Origin of the sequence: Flagellimonas onchidii (assembly GCF_004804315.1) — a bacterium.
GTDB lineage: Bacteria > Bacteroidota > Bacteroidia > Flavobacteriales > Flavobacteriaceae > Flagellimonas > Flagellimonas onchidii.
In genome coordinates, this window is sequence record NZ_SRXX01000010.1 from 1 (window position 1) to 19,753 (window position 19,753).

9 protein-coding genes and 1 tRNA gene are annotated in these 19,753 nt (G+C 40.6%); all 10 read right to left on the bottom strand.

Features of this window, described 5'->3' with window-relative positions:
* Nucleotides 1-185: 185 nt before the first annotated feature.
* The 10 genes from E4661_RS11430 to E4661_RS11475 all read right to left on the bottom strand — a co-directional run bounded on the left by E4661_RS11430 (nt 186) and on the right by E4661_RS11475 (nt 19,684).
* Nucleotides 186-587 (bottom strand): hypothetical protein, encoded by a 402-nt coding sequence (locus E4661_RS11430; RefSeq protein ID WP_136467454.1) that lies wholly within the window; start codon nt 585-587, stop codon nt 186-188.
* Complete coding sequence (locus E4661_RS11435) at nt 584-2,347, bottom strand: hypothetical protein (RefSeq protein WP_136467456.1); 1,764 nt, start codon at nt 2,345-2,347, stop codon at nt 584-586. Before E4661_RS11435 ends, E4661_RS11430 begins: the two co-directional genes overlap by 4 nt.
* 81 nt (nt 2,348-2,428) lie before the next feature.
* Nucleotides 2,429-2,809, bottom strand: coding sequence for a hypothetical protein (locus tag E4661_RS11440; protein WP_136467458.1), 381 nt, complete (start codon nt 2,807-2,809; stop codon nt 2,429-2,431).
* A gap of 1 nt (nt 2,810) precedes the next feature.
* The gene (locus E4661_RS11445; protein ID WP_168796365.1) at nt 2,811-6,080 is read right to left on the bottom strand and encodes a fibronectin type III domain-containing protein; all 3,270 of its coding nucleotides are present in this window, start codon (nt 6,078-6,080) and stop codon (nt 2,811-2,813) included.
* Between the two features lie 144 nt (nt 6,081-6,224).
* Nucleotides 6,225-7,580 carry a PKD domain-containing protein gene (locus E4661_RS11450; RefSeq protein WP_136467462.1) on the bottom strand — a complete coding sequence of 452 codons (1,356 nt, stop codon included), beginning with the start codon at nt 7,578-7,580 and terminating at the stop codon, nt 6,225-6,227.
* Nucleotides 7,577-10,774, bottom strand: coding sequence for a T9SS type A sorting domain-containing protein (locus tag E4661_RS11455; RefSeq protein WP_136467464.1), 3,198 nt, complete (start codon nt 10,772-10,774; stop codon nt 7,577-7,579). Before E4661_RS11455 ends, E4661_RS11450 begins: the two co-directional genes overlap by 4 nt.
* A gap of 3 nt (nt 10,775-10,777) precedes the next feature.
* On the bottom strand, nt 10,778-12,877 hold the full coding sequence (locus E4661_RS11460; protein WP_205728952.1) for a fibronectin type III domain-containing protein: 2,100 nt from the start codon (nt 12,875-12,877) through the stop codon (nt 10,778-10,780).
* 92 nt (nt 12,878-12,969) lie between these two features.
* On the bottom strand, nt 12,970-17,691 hold the full coding sequence (locus tag E4661_RS11465) for a hypothetical protein (RefSeq protein WP_205728953.1): 4,722 nt from the start codon (nt 17,689-17,691) through the stop codon (nt 12,970-12,972).
* Between the two features lie 240 nt (nt 17,692-17,931).
* Entirely contained in the window at nt 17,932-19,518 is a 1,587-nt protein-coding gene (locus E4661_RS11470; protein ID WP_136467470.1) for a sulfatase family protein, read from the bottom strand.
* A gap of 94 nt (nt 19,519-19,612) precedes the next feature.
* A tRNA-Gln gene (locus tag E4661_RS11475) sits at nt 19,613-19,684 on the bottom strand.
* Between the last annotated feature and the right edge of the window lie 69 nt (nt 19,685-19,753).

Genomic DNA, 19,753 nt, shown 5'->3' on the forward strand with positions numbered 1-19,753 from the left:
CAGATAGGTGATGTTGATCAGCCCCCAACCGGAGTATCGGCCACCACCATGGTCGGTCACCGATTTTACGGTCACGGGAAAATCGCCCGCAGTGAACACCTGGTTCACCCCGAGGCTGGGCAAGGGGCGACTTAGTTTAATATGTCAAAGAACGTTCTTTATGCTTTTATGGCACGAGCATCCTGTTAGCCACTAGCTTGGAAAATTTTCTTTTTTATATATCCGCACAATTTTACCATGTCCTTTTGAGATAAAACCGCAATCTCTTCATGTCCATTTTTAGATAAAAAACTTATATAATCAATCCCATACTTTCTTTTTAAAACATATATTTCTAATGGTTCTATTGTATAGTTTTTTCTACTGCCATAACTATGCATTATCCAAGGCAACCCCCCAGAAAAATTTTCAATCCAACTAATTAGTTTTGGATAAATCTTATCCGTTTTGTCCAAATCTTTAAAATGAAAGCTAAAACTAGAGATACTTAATTTATCAAGTGGATTAAAAGAATTTATTTGAGGAGAACCAAGTTTATGGTAAGAATTAAGTGTATAATAAAGATTTTTTTCCAATTTAAGCATCATTGACGTATTATAGTGATTTTAACATCTATCGAATTGACCTCATTAATATGTTGTATAAAGTCATCATATCTGACCGGGTAATCATCAAATCTTACATCATAAACTTTTTCTTTATAAACATAAATTTCATGGTACTGAAACTCATCTACAAAACCCAGTTGTTTTACCTTTATCCAATTTCCATTTTTTCCTTCGACTCTAATAATTTTGCCCTCACCCACTGCTTCAAAAATATCTTCAGCAATTTCGCTACAATCATAACCAGACCAAACTTTAGTTTGATTTTTTGCTTGGAGGAATGCGTCATCTGCTTTTTTAAGCAAATCGGTCCCAACATTAGAGATTTCATCTCCATACTTTCTGCCCAGGTCATCCCATTGCTTTTGGGTAAAGTTACGCAAGGCCAGTAGAATATCCTTGACCTTCTTTATCTTGGTTACTGCCCCCAATCCCGTTGCAACAGAAAATATTTGAAGGTCGAGCAATGCCCTCTGGTACCGATCTTCGTTCACAAAGGAATAGTACCGATAAACCTTTAAGGTTTCTACAAGCTTCTCTGACACTTGACCGTACAACCTCTTCACCTCCTTCCAATCGGCAATAAAATCATAAAAATCCTCCACTGCTTGCCTGGTTTCATCGTACCTTTTGCATTGGTCTAGGTACTGCTCCAATTTTTCCTTTCTTTCCTTATCATCGAGCACAAACTTGTCAAGTTGCTCCTTCATCCAATCAAGAAGCTCTTTGCGTTCCTCTGCCACCTCAATGGTCTCTAAAAGCTTTGTAAGGCGATCTTGGTTTGCTTTTACAGCCTTTGGATTGCATTCTATATATGCTACTGTAAAAGAGTAGATAAGCTGTTGAATACCGTTACCCAAATCTTTCAATAACTGTGGCAGCTTTAAAATTTCTTTCCCTTCGATATAGGCTCCATCCACTAAACCTGAAAGATATGGAAGGTCACTGACAGAGTACAGATGTTCACCTGCTACCTCTGCGTCCCTCCAAAGACAATGGGGGACGACTCCCTTGGCTTGATAACTTGTCCAATGTTCATTATTGCACTGTTGCAAAAAGTCATATACTCTTTCCAATTTTTCTATGGTTTGCCAAAATGGGATACTTTTTTCTGGGTCGTTCAGAATTTGTGCCCCTATTTCTACAAAGGCATGGTTCTCTACAATGGTGGCGATTTCATTGATCCGTTCCCTACGCTCTGCATCGGCAATCTTGATATCCTCGATTTCTTGGAGCGACAATTGCCCTGTTCCTGCAATGCCCGCTTCTTGTTTTAGGTCTTGGAGCTCTTGTTGCAATTCTTGGGGCAGATGCTCCTTACCGGGGATATTGTCTATCTGTTGGGCAATGGTCACCTCCACATCATTGATCTTTGAGATGATATTCTGTTGCTCTTCCACACTTTGGGTTTCCGAAAGTTGGTCCAGCAAATCTTCCTTTTGGGAAAAAAGATCATTGAACAGGTTCTTGATGCCCCCGATTACGGCATCAATGGTATCATCCACATCCACAATTCCATTCCCATCGGCATCATAACTGGCCACCACCAAGCCCGCAACCATTTGGTGGTCGGTATTGATCTTGATATTGTTAAAAGTTACCCGGACATTGGCATCCCCCAGATAGGTGATGTTGATCAGCCCCCAACCGGAGTATCGGCCACCACCATGGTCGGTCACCGATTTTACGGTCACGGGAAAATCGCCCGCAGTGAACACCTGGTTCACCCCGAGGCTGGGCAAGGGGACTACTTAGTTTAATATGTCAAAGAACGTTCTTTATGCTTTTATGGCGCGACCGTCACGCTCGTACTAGTGGGAATACTAAACAAGAATTTTCATTTCTTTTAAATATTTTATGGCTTTTTGTTTGTTTAAATTGTCCTTTTGTTCATTACTTTTCTTGCCAAGAACATAATCAACGAATTCATTATTAATTTCTATATTATATTTTTCTAGATAATAGATTAAATAATTTGTCCAAATCCAATTACCATCAGTAAAATAAACTACCCCCCCTATAATATTATCATCTCCATTATAAAGTGATTTAATGATGTTCATTGTAACTGCTATAGTTTCTCCTGTTTTCAAATATTTTAGAATTTCATTCTTATATGGATTAATTGAATAATGAAATTCTTCAAAATTCTTAACCTCATTATTCATATTCTCATGTTCCTTTACAAATCCTAAAGCTTTCATATTATTGACCCGGTTTAAAAATTCTCCACTCTCCACTATTTGAGATAAGGTATGAACCATCCTCAAACACTGTAATTAATCCTTTAGGTGCTTTCACTTCAACTCCAATTTTATTTGCAAGATCTTTACCAATGGCATCTGGAAATACACCTGTATTACAAGATATTAATCGAATTGGTTTATTTTGGGAATATCCCATACTTTTTAGAAACTTCACCAAATTTCTATGAGTTATTTTCACCCATTTGCTGTCTGTGTTTACCATAAAATTGTCTGGAGTTCCATGAACAACAACATCATACCAGCCATTTTCTGGTTTAATCCATTTCGAAGCAAGCAAAGTTGCATCATCCATTCCCAACTTTGTAGCATCTAATATGACACCTATCTTTCCAGATGATTTTTCAATTTTTAATACTCCTTTTTTAATAAATACTTTGATTCTTTCCGGGATACTTGCCAGCCCCTGTAATAAATTGGAGGTCAACTTACCCGTCTTTAGCAATGCTTTTGCCTCCGCTATGCCAAAAAAGGCGCTGGCCACCTCAAAGATTAGTTTGCCCTGATTGTAGCGTCCCTGTGCATCTAAGGAAAGGGTCTCATCAATATATTTTTCAACCTCGTTCTTGACCAATGTCTTTATCCGTTCAAGGGAATCATCTGCATCTATCAATTTTTTCAGCATGGCCAGTACATCCATTGTTTTTTGCCGTATATCCATGCCCGTTTGGGTATGGAAGACAGGGTGAAGAGGGTTCCATGCACCAGAAACCTCTGCAATGCCATAGCCCATTTCTGCAATTTCCCAAGCACCATCTATGAAACCAGCATAGTAGGCTGCGGCAAGTGTATAAGGGTTTTCATTGTCCCACAGGCATCGTGGCACCAATCCTGTTTCTTGTTTTCCATAGCTTTCCCCGCATTCCCGGGCAAAACCAAGACTAAACTTGAGTAGGTCGTAGGCCGTGGTGCCCGCTATTATTTCAGTATCTATCTGTGGGAGTTGGTCATGGTAGGTTTCCAACAAATCATCCAAACCTACGGATAGGGCCACAATGGACGAGCCTATGGTATCCCTAAGGTCAAAACTTAGGGCATCGTTCATCAACTCCACCACCTGGTTTTGGGTAATCAGATTATCTGGGTAGTAATTGTTGCCAAAGGCAACTTTGTATTTTACTTGGCTGGCCTTAAGGTCGTAATGTATCCACAGCATATAATCTAGATTACCCACCGAAGCTATTCTCTGCTTTATTTGGGCAACATCCTCATCGGAACCAATGTTAGCCGTATTGGAAATAGAGACCAACAGTTGTTTGTTGTTGCTCAATGTTGTCTCCGTAACCCTTACATATTTCTCATCATCATTTTCGGGAAGCATTTGGGATAGATTCACCAATTCAGGTCCATCTTTAGGTCTTTCCTCTATATTGTCATCCACAACGATAAAGTCAATGACACCATCAAAATAGCCATCTCTACTTATTTGACTCCCACCATTGCTCTGAATGTTTGTATTGGCTTCTGCCTCTCTTACCCTATCCATAGCTTGTTGCGTGGCAGTTTTTACAGCTGTTACGCTTTCTCCTTTCGGGTTTTCACCTTGATTTATCAATGCATCGGTACTGGTATTTAAATCTTCCTTTGCTTCTTTAAGTTCTGCCACAGTTTCAGCATTTTGGGCAGTTTTGTTTATAGCATTGTCCAATTCATTGTCAAGAGTCTTTTTATGTCCTTCCAGTTCTTGAATTTGCTCGGGAGTTCCCGCCCAATTATCTAACAATTGGATTATTTGATCAATGGTATCATCCACATCCACAATTCCATTCCCATCGGCATCATAGCTGGCCACTACCATACCCGCTACCATTTGGTGGTCGGTATTGATCTTGATATTATCAAAGGTTACCTGGACATTGGCATCCCCCAGATAGGTGATGTTGATCAGCCCCCAACCGGAGTATCGGCCACCACCATGGTCGGTCACCGATTTTACGGTCACGGGAAAATCGCCCGCAGTGAACACCTGGTTTACCCCTAGGCTGGGCAAGGGGTCATGGTTGGTTATCTCTAATTCGGGAGGGATGCCACAGTTGTAATGGGCCATCTCCTCTTCTTTGGGGGTGGTCAATATATGTATGGCGGAGTAGGCCAACCCACCGTTCGGGCTGCACTCCCCGCCAACACGGAACTCGTACTCGGTATCCTCTTCAAGATCGCGTATGGTGGCCTTGTTGTTTTGCGTCCATAACCCAAACCAGTTATTGTCTCCATACCCCTTTTTGCGGTACTGTACCCGGTAGCGCAAATGCGGGCCATTCTGCCAGGTCACCTCCATCGCCCGAGAGTTGAGCGCCTTGGAGATTACATACCTTGGAGGGGAACAGTCGGCTCGGTACGTAAAATGGTAGATTTCGCTCTGGCCACTGTTCCTGAAGCCTGCGGTCGCTCCAAGGCCGTTGTCGGCAAAGGCTTTTACCTGCCATCCATAGGTCTTGCCTTCCAATAGCTGAATGTCCGCAGGGCCAAGCAGCAAGGTATTGGCAAAGGTGGTGGTCTGGTACAGTGGCGGACTGGCCAAAAAGGCAGCCTGAGGGTCCATACCAGTGTCCCATAGTTCTTTTAGCGTGAACTCGTACTGTACAGCCGGAGCGTTTATGTGCCGGGGCGTCCAATTGAACAGGATGTTCTGCGGGTCTTGCATCGTGACCAAATCACCACGTCCGGGCACATTGAGCAGGGGCGGGTCGTTGAGCATCAAAAATATGGAGGTACAGCTCTTTTGGGAGATACGCTGCCCCGAAAAACTATCGTACACCTCAAAGCAGAAATCATACCGCCCCTCGGGTAAGGGTCGGCCGTATTGGTGCGGGGCAATCCCCACAAGATTGTTCAGGGCAAAATAAGGGCCAAGGTCCAGAATGGTCAAACGTAGGTTGATACCACCGTCCAAAACTATCGGGGCAGCACCGGCCACAAAGTCATTGGTGCGAATGTCCAGGCCCTGTCCCTGTACATACATTTTGAGCCTTACCTGCCGACCTGATTCCTGGGCATCGGTGAGCAAGAGGTTCACAAAGAGTTTTTCGGTAGTAGCGGTCTGGTAGTCGGACAACCTGTAACCATACGGGGGCAGCAGTTGTGGGGTTACCTGTACGGGATAGGTTTGGGCGGATACCAATACATTATACAACAGGCAATGTACAATGAACAATTTCTTTAAAAGCCCTCCTTTCAAACCCCAAGCCATCACCTTTATGATATGGTTCATTTTTAATTTTTTATACATGTTTTATATACTTTCCACGAGCTTGACTTGATTATTTTTTTGCAAAACCCTTAACCATAAAAAAGTTCTTCACCCATTGATAAATCATTACACATTAATTATTGCTCATTGCCCACTGTTTACTGTTTACTGTTTTTGCACTTTAATGTCCACAACGATATATGAACTTGTCCCTGCTTGTATAAATTCTTTGATCTTGATGGCTCCTTTGCGCCCATCGCCTGTTTCAAAAAGTACGATTCTGGGAACTATGGAGTTGTCAAAATCTTGTATGCCACCTATGGTCTCTTCTATTTCCATGGTTTGAAAAAGGGTATTGTCTTCCATTGCATCAAATTCCGATATTGAAAGTGATGCCATGCAGTCACACGATTCCTGCAGGTTGATGAACTTTGTTTCGGAGGCATTCGCAATAGCATCAAAGGTGAAATGCTGCACCTGATCTGGCGAAATGAATCTGTTGAACAAAAAATTGGCATCCAAGCCAAAAAAAGCGATATCGAGAATGCTTCCATCTTGTAACGGAAGGTCTTCCTTTGCATAAACTTCTCTTGTTTTTGTGGAAAAGAATGCTCCGACTGTATTGGAATTGTGTGCGGTATTGATTCCCAACTGTACATTATTGAACACCCTAAGGTTTGTATTCGGAAAAACAGTGATTTCTTTGGAAACCGTTTGCGTTTCTTTTCCATTATCAGTTTTTAATTGTAGTGTATGGATTCCCGGCTCATATATGGTAATTGTTGGGTTTTCCTCGGTACTCGATGCTGGAACCGCCCCGTTGAACATCCATTCATAATTGACCCCACTAATACTGTTATTGACCATGGTCATGGTAACAGGAACCTGAAAGTCGTCATCTTCAAAGGCCACATCCAAATCGAACGCCGCCTTTAGATTTGGGGCAACAGTAATTGTTTTAGCCATGTTATATACTTCCTTTCCGTTACCCGCTGTTAAGGTAATCTTATGTTCCCCCTCATCTTTGAATAGTACCTTGCCCGGCTCTTGGGCAGTGGAAAAGGAAGGGTCGCCACCTTCAAAAATCCAGTAAAAGGTGTTGGCGCCTTTGGTGGTATTGACAATGTGTACTTCTACTGGGGAAAAATTGTCCTTTTGGATAACAGCCTCAAACCCTATCATGATTTCGGCATCAATCTTAATCTGGATTTCTTTGTTGGCTTTGCTCCCGTCACGGTTTGATGCATCTAACCGAATTGTATATTCCCCAGATTCTGCATAGGCTATTGTCCCAGGGTTTTTATCGGTTGAAGTGGATGGGGAGCCTCCTTCGAATGTCCAGTTATACGTATCTGCATCCTGTGTCAGATTGGTGATTTTTACACGAACGGGAACGGAATAATCGTTATTTTCCACTTCAGTGGCAAAGTCCACCTTTACTGGTATTGCGGTTTCTTTGGTGCATGTAACCAAAAGAAATAGCACTGGCACTAGATATCCATACTTACTATTTTTAATCATAAGACGATAATTTTTCTGATCTGACTTTCTTTCGGTGTCTCCAAAAGCAGAAAGTAAATTCCGGCAGGAAGGTCAATCACATATGGAATTTCATACTCTTGATCATTTTGAAATTGACGGTCGTCATAAGGCACATTTGAGGTAAAACCATACAAGCGTAGCGAAACTTTAGCTTCTTCCCTTAAGGAAAGCTTTACCGTAAATGAGCCTGTTGATGGATTGGGCGATACTATATATTCTTTTATAAACGGAGCTGGGGCATCGCCGACATCGGGTAATTGCCTTGCCTGCTCCACAATAATGTTCTTGGTAAAATCCTCATAACAGGCTCTCTGGTAATTACGAAGGGCTACTTCATAAGCACCGGGCTCATCGAACCGCAATACCACCAGCCCGGTACTTTTTTCCACTACATGGGCCTGTTCTGGAAAAATCCATTCTTCCGTTGTTCCGAGTGGATTGCTTGTATTTACCAAAACTATTTCCTCCCCTGCAAACGCTTGGGAGGTAATCAAAAATTCGGAGTCTATCTGGGTATCGGAAACAATAATTTCTATAGTGTCACTACTTGTACAGCCCAGACTTGTTGTTACCGTAGCCGTATAAATTCCCTCTTCGGAAAGGGCAACTTTGGGTGATATGCCGTTAAATCCTTTGTTGGAAGTCCATTGGTATGTGGCATCTGGATCTTCAATTGATATATCTACTTCATATACCTGACCCACGCATAGAACTTTCTCTTCTTCCAAGCCCAAATCCAAGGGTATCGGAGCCTCCAATTGAATTTCGACACTTTTTTCACAACCATTGGCGTCCATCACCTGAAAGGTATAGGTGCCCTGGGGAATCCCCGATATTGAAGTTGCTTCCAGGCCTGAATCCCATGAATAGGTGTATGGTTCAACACCTCCTATTATTTCTACGGTTATGCTGCCATCGCCTGCATCATGACAAGTAGGATTTTCCAATTCCACAATTTTAACATCAAGCGACCCTAGCTGTTCAATAATTACCTGACCGCTCACCTCGCAGCCAAGAGCGTCCATTACATATACAAAATAAGTGCCGGCTGCCAAGTCGTTCACCATTTCTGTATCGGTACCCGTCGACCACAAAACCTCATAAGGCGGGGTGCCGCCACTAATGGTTGCTGTTGCCGTACCATCTTTACCACCAAAACAGTTGACATCCGTTTTTTCCATATCAACCGTGAGAAGTTGTGGCTCATTCAACAAAAAAGTATAATCATTGGCCTGTTGCAGTATATTGTTCACATAGGTCCCCACAATTATTCCGTTAGCATCTTCAATGTTCACAGCATATTCACCCGCTCCAACGTTACCTAACACATTACCACTCACATCTGGAATGACCTCCCAAACATTTTGGTCATTCTTCTTTTTCCATGTATAGCTATACGCATAAAAACCATCAATAAGTGGATCAAACGGAACACCGCCGGATGCCGTTGCAGTCAATTCTGCATCATTCGAGGGGTTGTCAAAGGTATTGGCGCTGTTACAGGAAACGGACATACTTTCTTGCATACTGACCTGCAATGGGGGAGGTTGTGACAGCTCAAATCCCCAAATATCCTCACAACCAGCCTTGGTTGTAGCCCAGGCATAATTATTATCCCATGCAATTAGGGTGTACACACCTGCTCCAATGCTGTTCAATGTGACCTGATAACCCGAATTGGTCACTTCGGCCGCTGTTGTATTTAAAATATTATCATTTTCATCTTTCCATTGATAGTTATAGCTGTCGTTTAAGGGTGTACCCCCGTTAATCATTGCTGTAATACTCCCGTTTGTAAATCCAAAGCCCGCAGGTTCTTGGAATTGATCTAGCATAATCGATACAGGTTCCGAGGGTTCTACGAGGGTCAATTCATTTTCTCCATTTGGTGTTCCCGTGCAGTGGTTACCGTCGCGAACCTCTATAGTGTATTCTCCAGGAGCCAAGTCCTCTATGGTATGTTCACCGCTATTTCCATTTGAAAAATTGACCCATGGACTTTCATTGATACGGTATTGATAGTTATTTCCTGTTCCTCCATTTGCTTCGATTGAGATTGTACCATCGTTACCTGCATGGCAGTTTATGTTAGAAGAGCTTAGGGAAAAGTTTACGGGCTCTGGACCCTCTATTTGGAAGGGTGGCGAAAATTCCAGGCTGTTCCATGAATCATTTTCCACGTTATTAGTTGGATGCGTTTGGTATTTAACTTTATAATTGCCTTGCGCCAATGGCTTTACCCATACAAACGAAAAAGTATTGTTTCCGTTATCCACCAACGAGCTAGTGTAATCTTGAGCTATAATCTCGGTGTCATTATTTACATTGTATACCGAAACCACCAATTTTTCCTCTTCTTCCTCTTCCAAATCCCTGTCCAGAATCAATGTAAAACTCCCATCATTGGAATTCGGACATGAGGTTGTTTTAGAAGTTATATCGATTAATTGTGGAGAGCAAGAGATAATTGAAAATGTTACAACGGACGAATTCAGCGTAGTTTCCATGAAAGGCGCTGTAAACAAAAACCTTAATTGCAAGTTCCCTTCAAACAAAGTTTCAAAATTAGACCCCAAGGCTTCTTCAACGCTAACATTTAATGGATATCGATTGGAATAATTTGGCAGATCCACCCATTGATCGAACTTGTTAAAATATTGCCATTTCAATCCTTCCACAGTATGGTTTTGATTATCCTGATATTGTTCAAAAAGAGACTGCTCAGGACATCGGTCAACATCATCAGGCACATTCAGCTTTGGTATAAGAGCAGCATAATAATCTATAGGCATACATGTAATCTCAGAAGCTGTACAAATAATTTCTTCAGGGCCATCGTATTCAATCTCCATTGTATCGAATGGATGCAAATCTTCAGAATATGTGTAATCGCAGTACCAACCAAATGCCCCACATGGACCATTGCAATCATTACCAGGATCATCATTATATCCTTCTTGAAAGGAAATACTAATCTCTATTTCATTGGATATTACATCATAAGTACCTGTAGTATGAGATATATCGTAGTCATATGTATAATCTCCTATTGGGCAATCATTGCTAGGCATATTATTGAACACAGGAGTTTTAGAAAGAACGTATAATGTGGATTGTGAAAAACCATCATATATTCCAAATCCCAGTAAAATCAAGAACACTATTTTCTTCATCTTCTAATATTTTATATCCAATTGGGCAGTTTTGCTCAAACTACCGTCTTTATACACTGCCCTAATCATATACACATATGTATTATTGGGGTTTATATTTTTATCCACTAAGCGTTTAATACCGGGCAATACATGTGCTAATTGGGTCATCGACTTGTCTTTTATGCCTTTATAGATTATAAGCTTGTCCACATTATTGTGTTTATAGGCTGACCAATAGAGCTCAATGGATTTATTTTCCCTATCGATATATGCATTGAGCCCCTTTACCGATGGAGGCATGCTGGTTTTAGGAACAATAATGGTTAGCGGAGGTGCTGGGTCGGATTCTAAATTGCTGTCATCTACTGCGACAATGGTGTAGCTGTATTTTTGGTTTTCTTCAACTTCTTTGTCTGTCCAGTGGGCAGTAGGCAGTATGGCAGTGGGCAGTATTTCAGTTTGCAGTGGGGAAATCGACGGTTGCCCAGTGCCTACAGAATGTACCAATATCCAATCTGAATTTTCGGTTGCTTTTCTATAGATTTTATGCCTGATGACATCATCACTTGAACTATTTGCCCATTCCATATAGACTTTTCCATCTTTGATGTGATAAGATTTAAAAACGGGTTGTGTCGGCCTTATATAATCAGGTTTTTTGATTTCCAGAATATCCGAGGGTTCGGACATATTAAATCGTTGGTCTACGGCAATCAGTTGGTAAAAGACCTTGGGGTTAAGGTTTTTCACAGAAACACTATCATAAAAGGTAGTGCCACGATGTGGTGACACGGTAATCTGCGAGTATTCCTCATTTTTTAGATTTCCCCTGAAAATTCGATAGCCCAGAATATCTTTATCTTTGTTCTGGTTCCAAGTAAGGGTTACAACTCCCAAACTATCAATTGTTCCGGAAAATCCGTTGGGTTTTAATGGTGGAATGGAATCTACAGGTTGTACCAAGGCCGGAAACGATGTTCTGTTGCCTCCATGTTTGCCCACTGCGGTAATGGTCATGTAGTTTGTAGGCTGCAAACTGTCATATTGTATTTTTCTAGCTTCTGGTGGAATGTCCTTTACCACTACTTTATAGGGGCCGCCCGCCTTATCACTGCTATTGAGTTCAAAACCTTTTATATACTGATTACCTTCTTTCAAAAACTCCCATTCCAAAATCACTTTAGTATCATCTAAAAAGTATTTTGTGGTGATATGGGGCACATATTCCAAATTTTTCTCTCCCTTGCCTGAAATAATTGCTGAAGTGGGCCCAATCTCACTAAAAGGTGTCTTTCCTTTTATCCTATAGTAATATGTTGTGCCATTGGCAATGGAATCAACATAGAACATGCGTTTGGCGTCGGTCTTATCGCCATTATTCAGGCTTGTAAGTGGTAAATCACTTAAAGCTGTAAAATTGATACTGTCCTTTGAGCGTTCTACATAATAACTGTTATAAATTTGATGGTGAATGTCATAATTCCAGCTAAGCATTGCCTTCCCATCGAGAAAAACAACGGCCAAATCCAATGGTTTGGGCAGTGGTTCATAATCCTTTAGTCCTATGAACACACCTCCTTCTTTAATAATCATTTCGCTTTCGGGAACTAGAGAGCTTACTTTGTAAACATATTTTTCGTTGGCTTGCGCACTCCTGTCCACGTAAGCAAGACCTGCCATTTGGGCCGCAATGAAATCTTGGTCGGCCGCATAAAGCCCCCATGTAAAACGCTGTTCTTGTTCCTCGGCCAAATTGATTATGGTTGAAAGTTGATCTAATCCTTCCACCTCAAAACCTTCTCCGTATATGGACTGGGCCAAGACCGCAGCATTGTCGTTATCTTCAATAATGGGCATCCATTCCTGTAAAGGTTTAGGTTTAAAAACACCAATAAATTTTTCAATGGGCTCCAAAATCGTGGAATTGTTTCGGGTTATGGTGTAGCGTGTAAGTGCATATCCGTATATATTCAGTTTTCTCCAGGCCAAAGGGGTGGTAACTGCCCATCTAAGCATTATTTCACCATCTTTTTTAGGGCGGGCCATAACCACTATTTGTGGCCCATCAGCGTCTGTCTCACCTTGCTGGGCCGTGCTTTTTTGTGCAACAACAAAGCACATTATCGCAATTAGCACACTGCATTTTGGGGAACAAAAAGAAATTATACACCTACCCTTGCCAGAAAGATTTTTTACGCTTGTCAATTGCATTATTAATAGGGATTAATGTATTTGAATATGACAGATGAGCCCTTGATATTCCCAGGTAAAACATATTGCATCTTCACCTTATAGTCTCCTGATTTTATAGCGGGAAATATTCCGTTGATGATATAATCATATTGCTCAACCTTAGTGCTATATTTTGATGGTTCATGTAGGTATGCGTTCACGATTTTATATTGAATATCAATGAAGTCTTGTTTGTAATAAAATGGTAGATTGTAACGATAGGGAATTCTAGTGTCCAGCAAGTAATAAGTAGGGTTAGATTCTAAGTACGAACCATACCACGAAAGCACATCAACACCTTTTTTTGGTGGAATACCCAAATCATTACTATTCCTATCGACTGTAAATTTTGATTCCAATGGATAACCTCGATAGATTAGCGGGAAAATTTCTTGCTTATAATAATTGTCCTCCAAAACTGCTTCCCTAGCAATCAAAGGAGCAAACCCCGTGTGTTCATTACCATATAATTCTTCTTTACTGAACCTTTCTGAAGAACTCACATCAGCCTGAAGTGCATGGACATTAGTGTAAATAGGGTCTAAGTAATGATTGGTTACTTTTTTGTCCTTAATTTTTTCGGAGAACAAATTGTATCTGCTGGTATTAAAGTCGTATATCAAAAGTTCTGTTCCTTCTTCTTTCTTGAGTATAGTTTCCGCTTGTCTATTCCTTATTTCAATTGAAGTTCCCTTTTGATTCGAATCTTGGGAAACATAGCTTTCTTTTATGTTTGAACCATTATTTGAACTCGGTGGTTTACTAATGATTTTTAAAGCATATTTTTCTGAATTCCGAAGATTGGGAAAATCAAAATTGGCCATTTTTTGACCGCGATTATAAGTCAGTTCTTCTTTTAAAAAATCAGCATCATTTTCAAACGAAATGTGTTGTACCCATGCTGTATTTGGGCTGAACAAATAAGGTTGCCCCCTGTCCAATTTCACATACCCTTTTTTTCGTTCATTTTGATAAAAATATTTTTGGTCGATTACGGGGTAAGTGTATGCAATGTTTGTAATTGGAATATAATCTGGTGCCTCACCTGTTGTAAAAGTGCGTTCCTCCTTTTCTACCGCGATTTTTCCTTCATGGGTCAACGTAACCCAATTACCATTTTTAAGTTCTTGGAAATGAACCGCAACTTTTACATTGATAGCAGTGTTGGGAGGTAAAACATCAAAAGATTTAAAGCTTAAAGCATCATGATTTTCGTTCCATTCTAAATTTCCTTGAATTGGATTTCCGCCATTGGCAACGGTATATTCACCCAACAAAATCCGATACGTTTTGACTCCCTCATCATCCTCAAGATCAAACGATTTGTTTATCCGCATGTTGAAAATGGCCTGTGGAACGGCAAATACATCTACTTCATCGGAGCCGGAATCAGGCTTGACATCAGCGATTATTTTTAAGCCCCCCAATGGCGCCCCTCCTATAATTTCGCATTCCTCGCCCAATTCAATTTTGAACCTAAACCTTCCCTTTACGAGCCCTCCCAGAAGATTAAAATGTCCCCCCACATATCCTTTGAACCATGCTGGATTTGGTAACTTAGCTTGCAAGAGAACGGCTGCACCTGCTTTGATTATGGGTATTTTTTTGCGTACGAACAATAGTTTTATGTTGATGCCCAATTCCCCCTGTAAATAGGCATAAGCCTGGCCGTTAGCGTACCAACCATCAATCCCTATCTGTCCACTGCCTTTACAAGCTGTTTCCCCATAATTTTTTACCATTATATCGAAACCAAGACCAGCTTGAAAACGGGCATAGAACACTAAGAAAATCATGTCTCCCGTATCTACACTAAAATCGGAACCAAATGCAAATCCTCTTCCATCTCCCAGAGCATTTAAATCGCGCATATAATCGAGTGATTCCATATCCACGCCCAATATTTCGGCTACTACGGCAGGAGGTGGTGGACTTCCCGGAATATTGTCACCTATCATTAGATATGAAGTACTCTTAATCCCGAAACCTCCCAAACCTAATTGCAATCCTATCCTGTCAGATGGGGTACCCACATGCAGGTACCACTCGTCTGGCTCCGAATGAAATACTGCCCAACCAGCACGCCCATTGGGTCCCACTCCTTTAAAAAAGCCTCCTGGCGTATTAACATAAATTTCCATCTCGGCATGGAACGTATTGTTTTGAAAGTCCTTTTCCATTGCAAAATGAGCGTCAATCCCAACATCAAATGTCATTCCTTTTTGAGGAAAGCTAACTTTGCTATAATTGACCAAATTGGACTCTTTTAAGCGTTGTATGGATTGGTTGTTTTCACCAATAGAATTTATCTTGTTTTCCATTGCGGTAAGTTTCTCTTTGAACTTTTCACCGAATTGGAAATCCAACGCCTTTACCACATGGGCTTCCCCAAAGAACAATATTCGATTTAAACCGTTGTACCGATTAAATGCCATTTCGAAACCTACCTTCCCATTGAATGCACTTTCTGTAGTTAATGCAAAACCGATTAGTGCCCTAAAGCCTAGACCCGAATCAGCATCAGGAATGTATGATTGCCCTGATGGGACAAGAGCTGAATATGCTCCGGGTTTCTTTGTCATTCTATAATATGCCCCACCTCCAAATCCACTTACTTTAGCTGGTCCAATCATCATAGGTGGTTGCATTTGAGATATATCCGCGTAAGCATCAACAAACCAATATCTGAAGTCTTTTTTACCAAACCACGCCGAAGCATCTACACTTATCCCACTAAATGTTGCCCCTAATTCTCCATAGAAACCATCTCCGTACACTGGGTCATCATCCTTCAAGTCAACCATACCCCGAATCTGTATAGTTCCTAAGTCAGCCTCGATGAAAATCTTATTGATTTCAATGGTTCTAAAACGCCAACGATGTAAATCTTCATAATCTTCAAAACCCCCAACTATGGATAGCCCTGTGCTACCTGAAAAGCCATGCTCCATTAAATTGATATTTAAATCAAAGGAAAGCGCTGTTTCTATGTTATTTGCAGTGAGGGCTATATCTGAAATGGTCACTGGAAAATTGCCAAACTTCACCTCATCATTATACCCCATATAATCCACTTTAAAATAGGGAGCTTCTGTTTGCAATTGCATATTTTGAAAGGTTATCCCTTTAAAATCAATCGTCTCTTTATCTGGATTGGAAGTATTGTTACTTCCTTTAATGGTCAAATTGCCGTGCAGTACAGCTTTTGGTTTAAATCTATGCTCTGAAACCTGCAATTCAACAAAAGAATTAGGGGTGATTGTCGCCTTCGCTTTAAAAACATTGAATGGCAACGCATCATTTGTAGTGGCCGTGAGTATATATTCATCGTCCACGGGATTAATTATGGCTTGATAGTTCAATGATTTCTGGCTTAGCGAATAGTTATGGCCATTCTCAATATCCTCTGTGGTCACTTCTTTAGTAATTGGCAAAACAATCATGCCATCAAAACCAGCTTTTACTAAATTATTGGTAAGGAACTCCGCTTCTATATAATCTACGGAAAACTGCCAATTGGAAGCCATTCCTTCATTTATTGGCAATACATTGTCCGCTGAAAATTCTCCGGAGACTCCCATACCATCAATCAACAAGTGAGAGGCCTGAAGCACAATACGTTCTTCACTATTTCTTTTTTTAAACTGTTTTGGCAACACAATGGCCAATGTATTGACATAAACGCCTCTCCAGAGTTGCTCATACCCAGAAATTAAGTATTGCCCATACTCTTTAGGAAAAACCACGTTTGGAGAATTACGGATATCACTAAAATCAAAGACAGCTGTATTGAGTTCAAAAACCAAACCCGCTTTTCCCGACCCGTTCGAGCTTTCAGATTTAGTTAATTGAAAGGGAGGCAAGTCCACTTCAACAAGCATATCGTTCCAACCACTTATGACGGCCTGAAAATGACCTGTAACCTTAATATTGTTATCACGAATTAGGTTGTAATTGGCATCGACGGGCTCCAACATGCTTCTGGAGAACAGTAAATCAGCCGTAACCCCCAGTTCTTTAAACCCATAACAATCGATAGTAACATATGTGAGATTGGAGATGTTTCCACTCTGCATTTCAAGACCTCCTTTAAGAACCACCATAGCATTTCCACCATTTATTGGAATACCTACATCTCCTAAAAGAATCAAATTTGCATTATCGTAAATACCTCCCTTGTGGGAAAGTCTAATGTTGTTAGCTCCAAAAAGAAGCTCTTTTCTTTTTCCATGATTATCAGATTGTGGAATCACAATTTTAACAAAAGCAGTAACCACCATATAATCTGGCGTAATTTCTGCCTGGGAAATACCCAAAGTGTACGTAATGTTTCCGATTACCTTTTTTACACCAACAGGAAGAGTTACCATGTTATTTGGAGAGAGTTGATCTACATAGTTTTGCTTTACCTCTAACTCGTTCATGACTTGAGTTGCTCGTCGAACCAAATCATTGGTGGTATTGCTCAAAGCAAAATGTTGATTAATGTATTCTTCTGTGAATTCACTAATCATGAGTGAGAAACCCGATAGCTCTTTAGAAAGAAGTGTATCCAGTTCAGCAAAAGATGCTGGTTTGGATTCATTTTTATAGGTAGCTTTACCAACTCTATTGCTTTTCTTATTTATACCTCCACAAAAAGCAATGTTTGGCAACATGAGGATTAAGCCCAAAAGGCAAACCCTAGAAATGTATTTTATCACAATATTCGGATTGTTTCAATTGATATTCTGTATAAGAATTATCTTGATTGAAAAAATACGATGTAGAATAAATCTAGCTACTACCTATTTGACATAACCCCATTTTCAATTGATGGATGAGGGGTTTTATTGGATATAGTGATAATTTCTGTTTATATGAGAAGGGCTTTTGTCACGCTTCCTTTATTTAAAAATCAAAGTATGGACTCTGAGAAAAACCCCAGTTTATTTTGAATACTCTTATTTCGTGTTTTCCATCCACCATAGTTGCTTCCAAACTTCTTCTTCTCCATCATTCTTTTGTGCCACACCAGGCGTGCTTCTACCCTCCTTAATATACTTGGTCAACAATCCTTGTAGTTCTTCTGCCTTTTCCATATTTGAGGTCGATACATTGTTAGATTCTGCAGGATCCTCCCTTAAATTATAAAGTTGCGTCTTTGGCAATCCTTCTAAAACTTCCTTGTTGTTCGGTTTTGGAAAACTCCATCCGCCAGAACCGGGACACATAATCAATTTCCAATCTCCTTTTCGAATAGCAAAGCTTCCATTTATGGAATGGTGAACAGTTGCTTCCCTAAAATTACCATTAATCACCTCCTGATTTAAAAGCGGCAACATATTATAACTGTCTTCTGCTTCATTATCTTTTAGATCATACCCTACAATAGCAGCACAAGTAGCGGCAAAATCCGTAGTGCAAATAGTTTGGTCGCTCTGCGAACCGCTTTTAACTTTTTTAGGCCACTTTACAATATAAGGTACGCGATGCCCGCCCTCAAAAATATCCGCTTTATGGCCTCTGTAAACAAAGCTAGGGTAATGCCCCTGTTCAACCATCTCATTAATATCCGCTGCTGGAGAACATCCATTATCACTTGTAAATATCACAAGGGTATTATCTTCTATTCCTGCTTTTTTTATTGCTGCATTTAGTTTGCCCATGTAATCATCCACCATCATCATAAAATCCCCATATGGATTTAAATCACTTTTACCCTGCCATTCTTCGGTAGGAAGAATTGGTGTATGTGGTGAAGGCAACGCTAGGTAAAGAAAAAATGGCTCATCTTTTCCAGCCTGCTCTTCTACATATTTAATTCCCCTTCTAAAGAAATTAGGCGTAACATCATCATGAATAAAATCCTTGGAAGTAGGCCCCTTTCTCCACCAAGAGTATTTTCCAGTATTTACCGTAGTGGAATCTGGTATTTCGGTAGCCATACCATTCTCCACGTAAACATAAGGTGCCATATCCAATGAGCCACTATGGCCATAAGCATAGTCAAAACCTAAATCATTAGGAGAGTTTGTAACTGGTTTGGTATAATCTATATTGGCAAAAGTAGTGTCTTGCCACCCCGTTGTAGGTTCCACATCAGGATTTTTTAAAGCCCAGTCCCATCCCAAATGCCATTTGCCAATGAAAGCTGTGTGGTACCCATTATTTTTAAGGATTGAAGCGACAGTGGTCCTAGTATTGGGGATCAATGCTTTGGACGCTCCAATCAAAACCCCTTGTTTTAGCGTACTTCTCCAATTATATCTTCCCGTCATGATCCCATACCGTGTGGGCGTACAAACAGCCGAAGAAGTATGCGCATCGGTAAACTTCATTCCCTCCTGAGCCAACTGATCCAAATGAGGTGTTTTTATTTTACTCTCCCTATTAAATGCCGTAATATCCCCATACCCCAAATCATCAGCAAGCACAAAGATGATATTTGGGTTTTTATCTGGTTCCGGTTGTGCTTCTTTTTTATCCGCACAACTTAATACAAGTAACACTAAACAATATAGTAAATAGGTTTTTGGAAGGTGTTTCATAATGCCATAAGAATTTAAAGGCTGAATGTACCCAAATTACCCCAAACAAAAAATCCCGATTTCGTTTGAAATCAGGATTTTTATAGGTTTTATGTTGACCCACTAGGACTCGAACCTAGAACGACTGGACCAAAACCAGCTGTGTTGCCAATTACACCATGGGTCATTTACCCTTAAGAGGGTGCAAATTTAAAACAAACTTTTGTTTCGGCAAATAATTTATTGAGATTCGGAG

Coding starts and splice junctions, on each gene's coding strand:
- E4661_RS11430 (WP_136467454.1), bottom strand. CDS start 587: ATGATGCTTAAATTGGAAAAAAATCTTTATTATACACTTAATTCTTAC.
- E4661_RS11440 (WP_136467458.1), bottom strand. CDS start 2,809: ATGAAAGCTTTAGGATTTGTAAAGGAACATGAGAATATGAATAATGAG.
- E4661_RS11445 (WP_168796365.1), bottom strand. CDS start 6,080: ATGAACCATATCATAAAGGTGATGGCTTGGGGTTTGAAAGGAGGGCTT.
- E4661_RS11450 (WP_136467462.1), bottom strand. CDS start 7,580: ATGATTAAAAATAGTAAGTATGGATATCTAGTGCCAGTGCTATTTCTT.
- E4661_RS11455 (WP_136467464.1), bottom strand. CDS start 10,774: ATGAAGAAAATAGTGTTCTTGATTTTACTGGGATTTGGAATATATGAT.
- E4661_RS11460 (WP_205728952.1), bottom strand. CDS start 12,877: ATGTGCTTTGTTGTTGCACAAAAAAGCACGGCCCAGCAAGGTGAGACA.
- E4661_RS11470 (WP_136467470.1), bottom strand. CDS start 19,518: ATGAAACACCTTCCAAAAACCTATTTACTATATTGTTTAGTGTTACTT.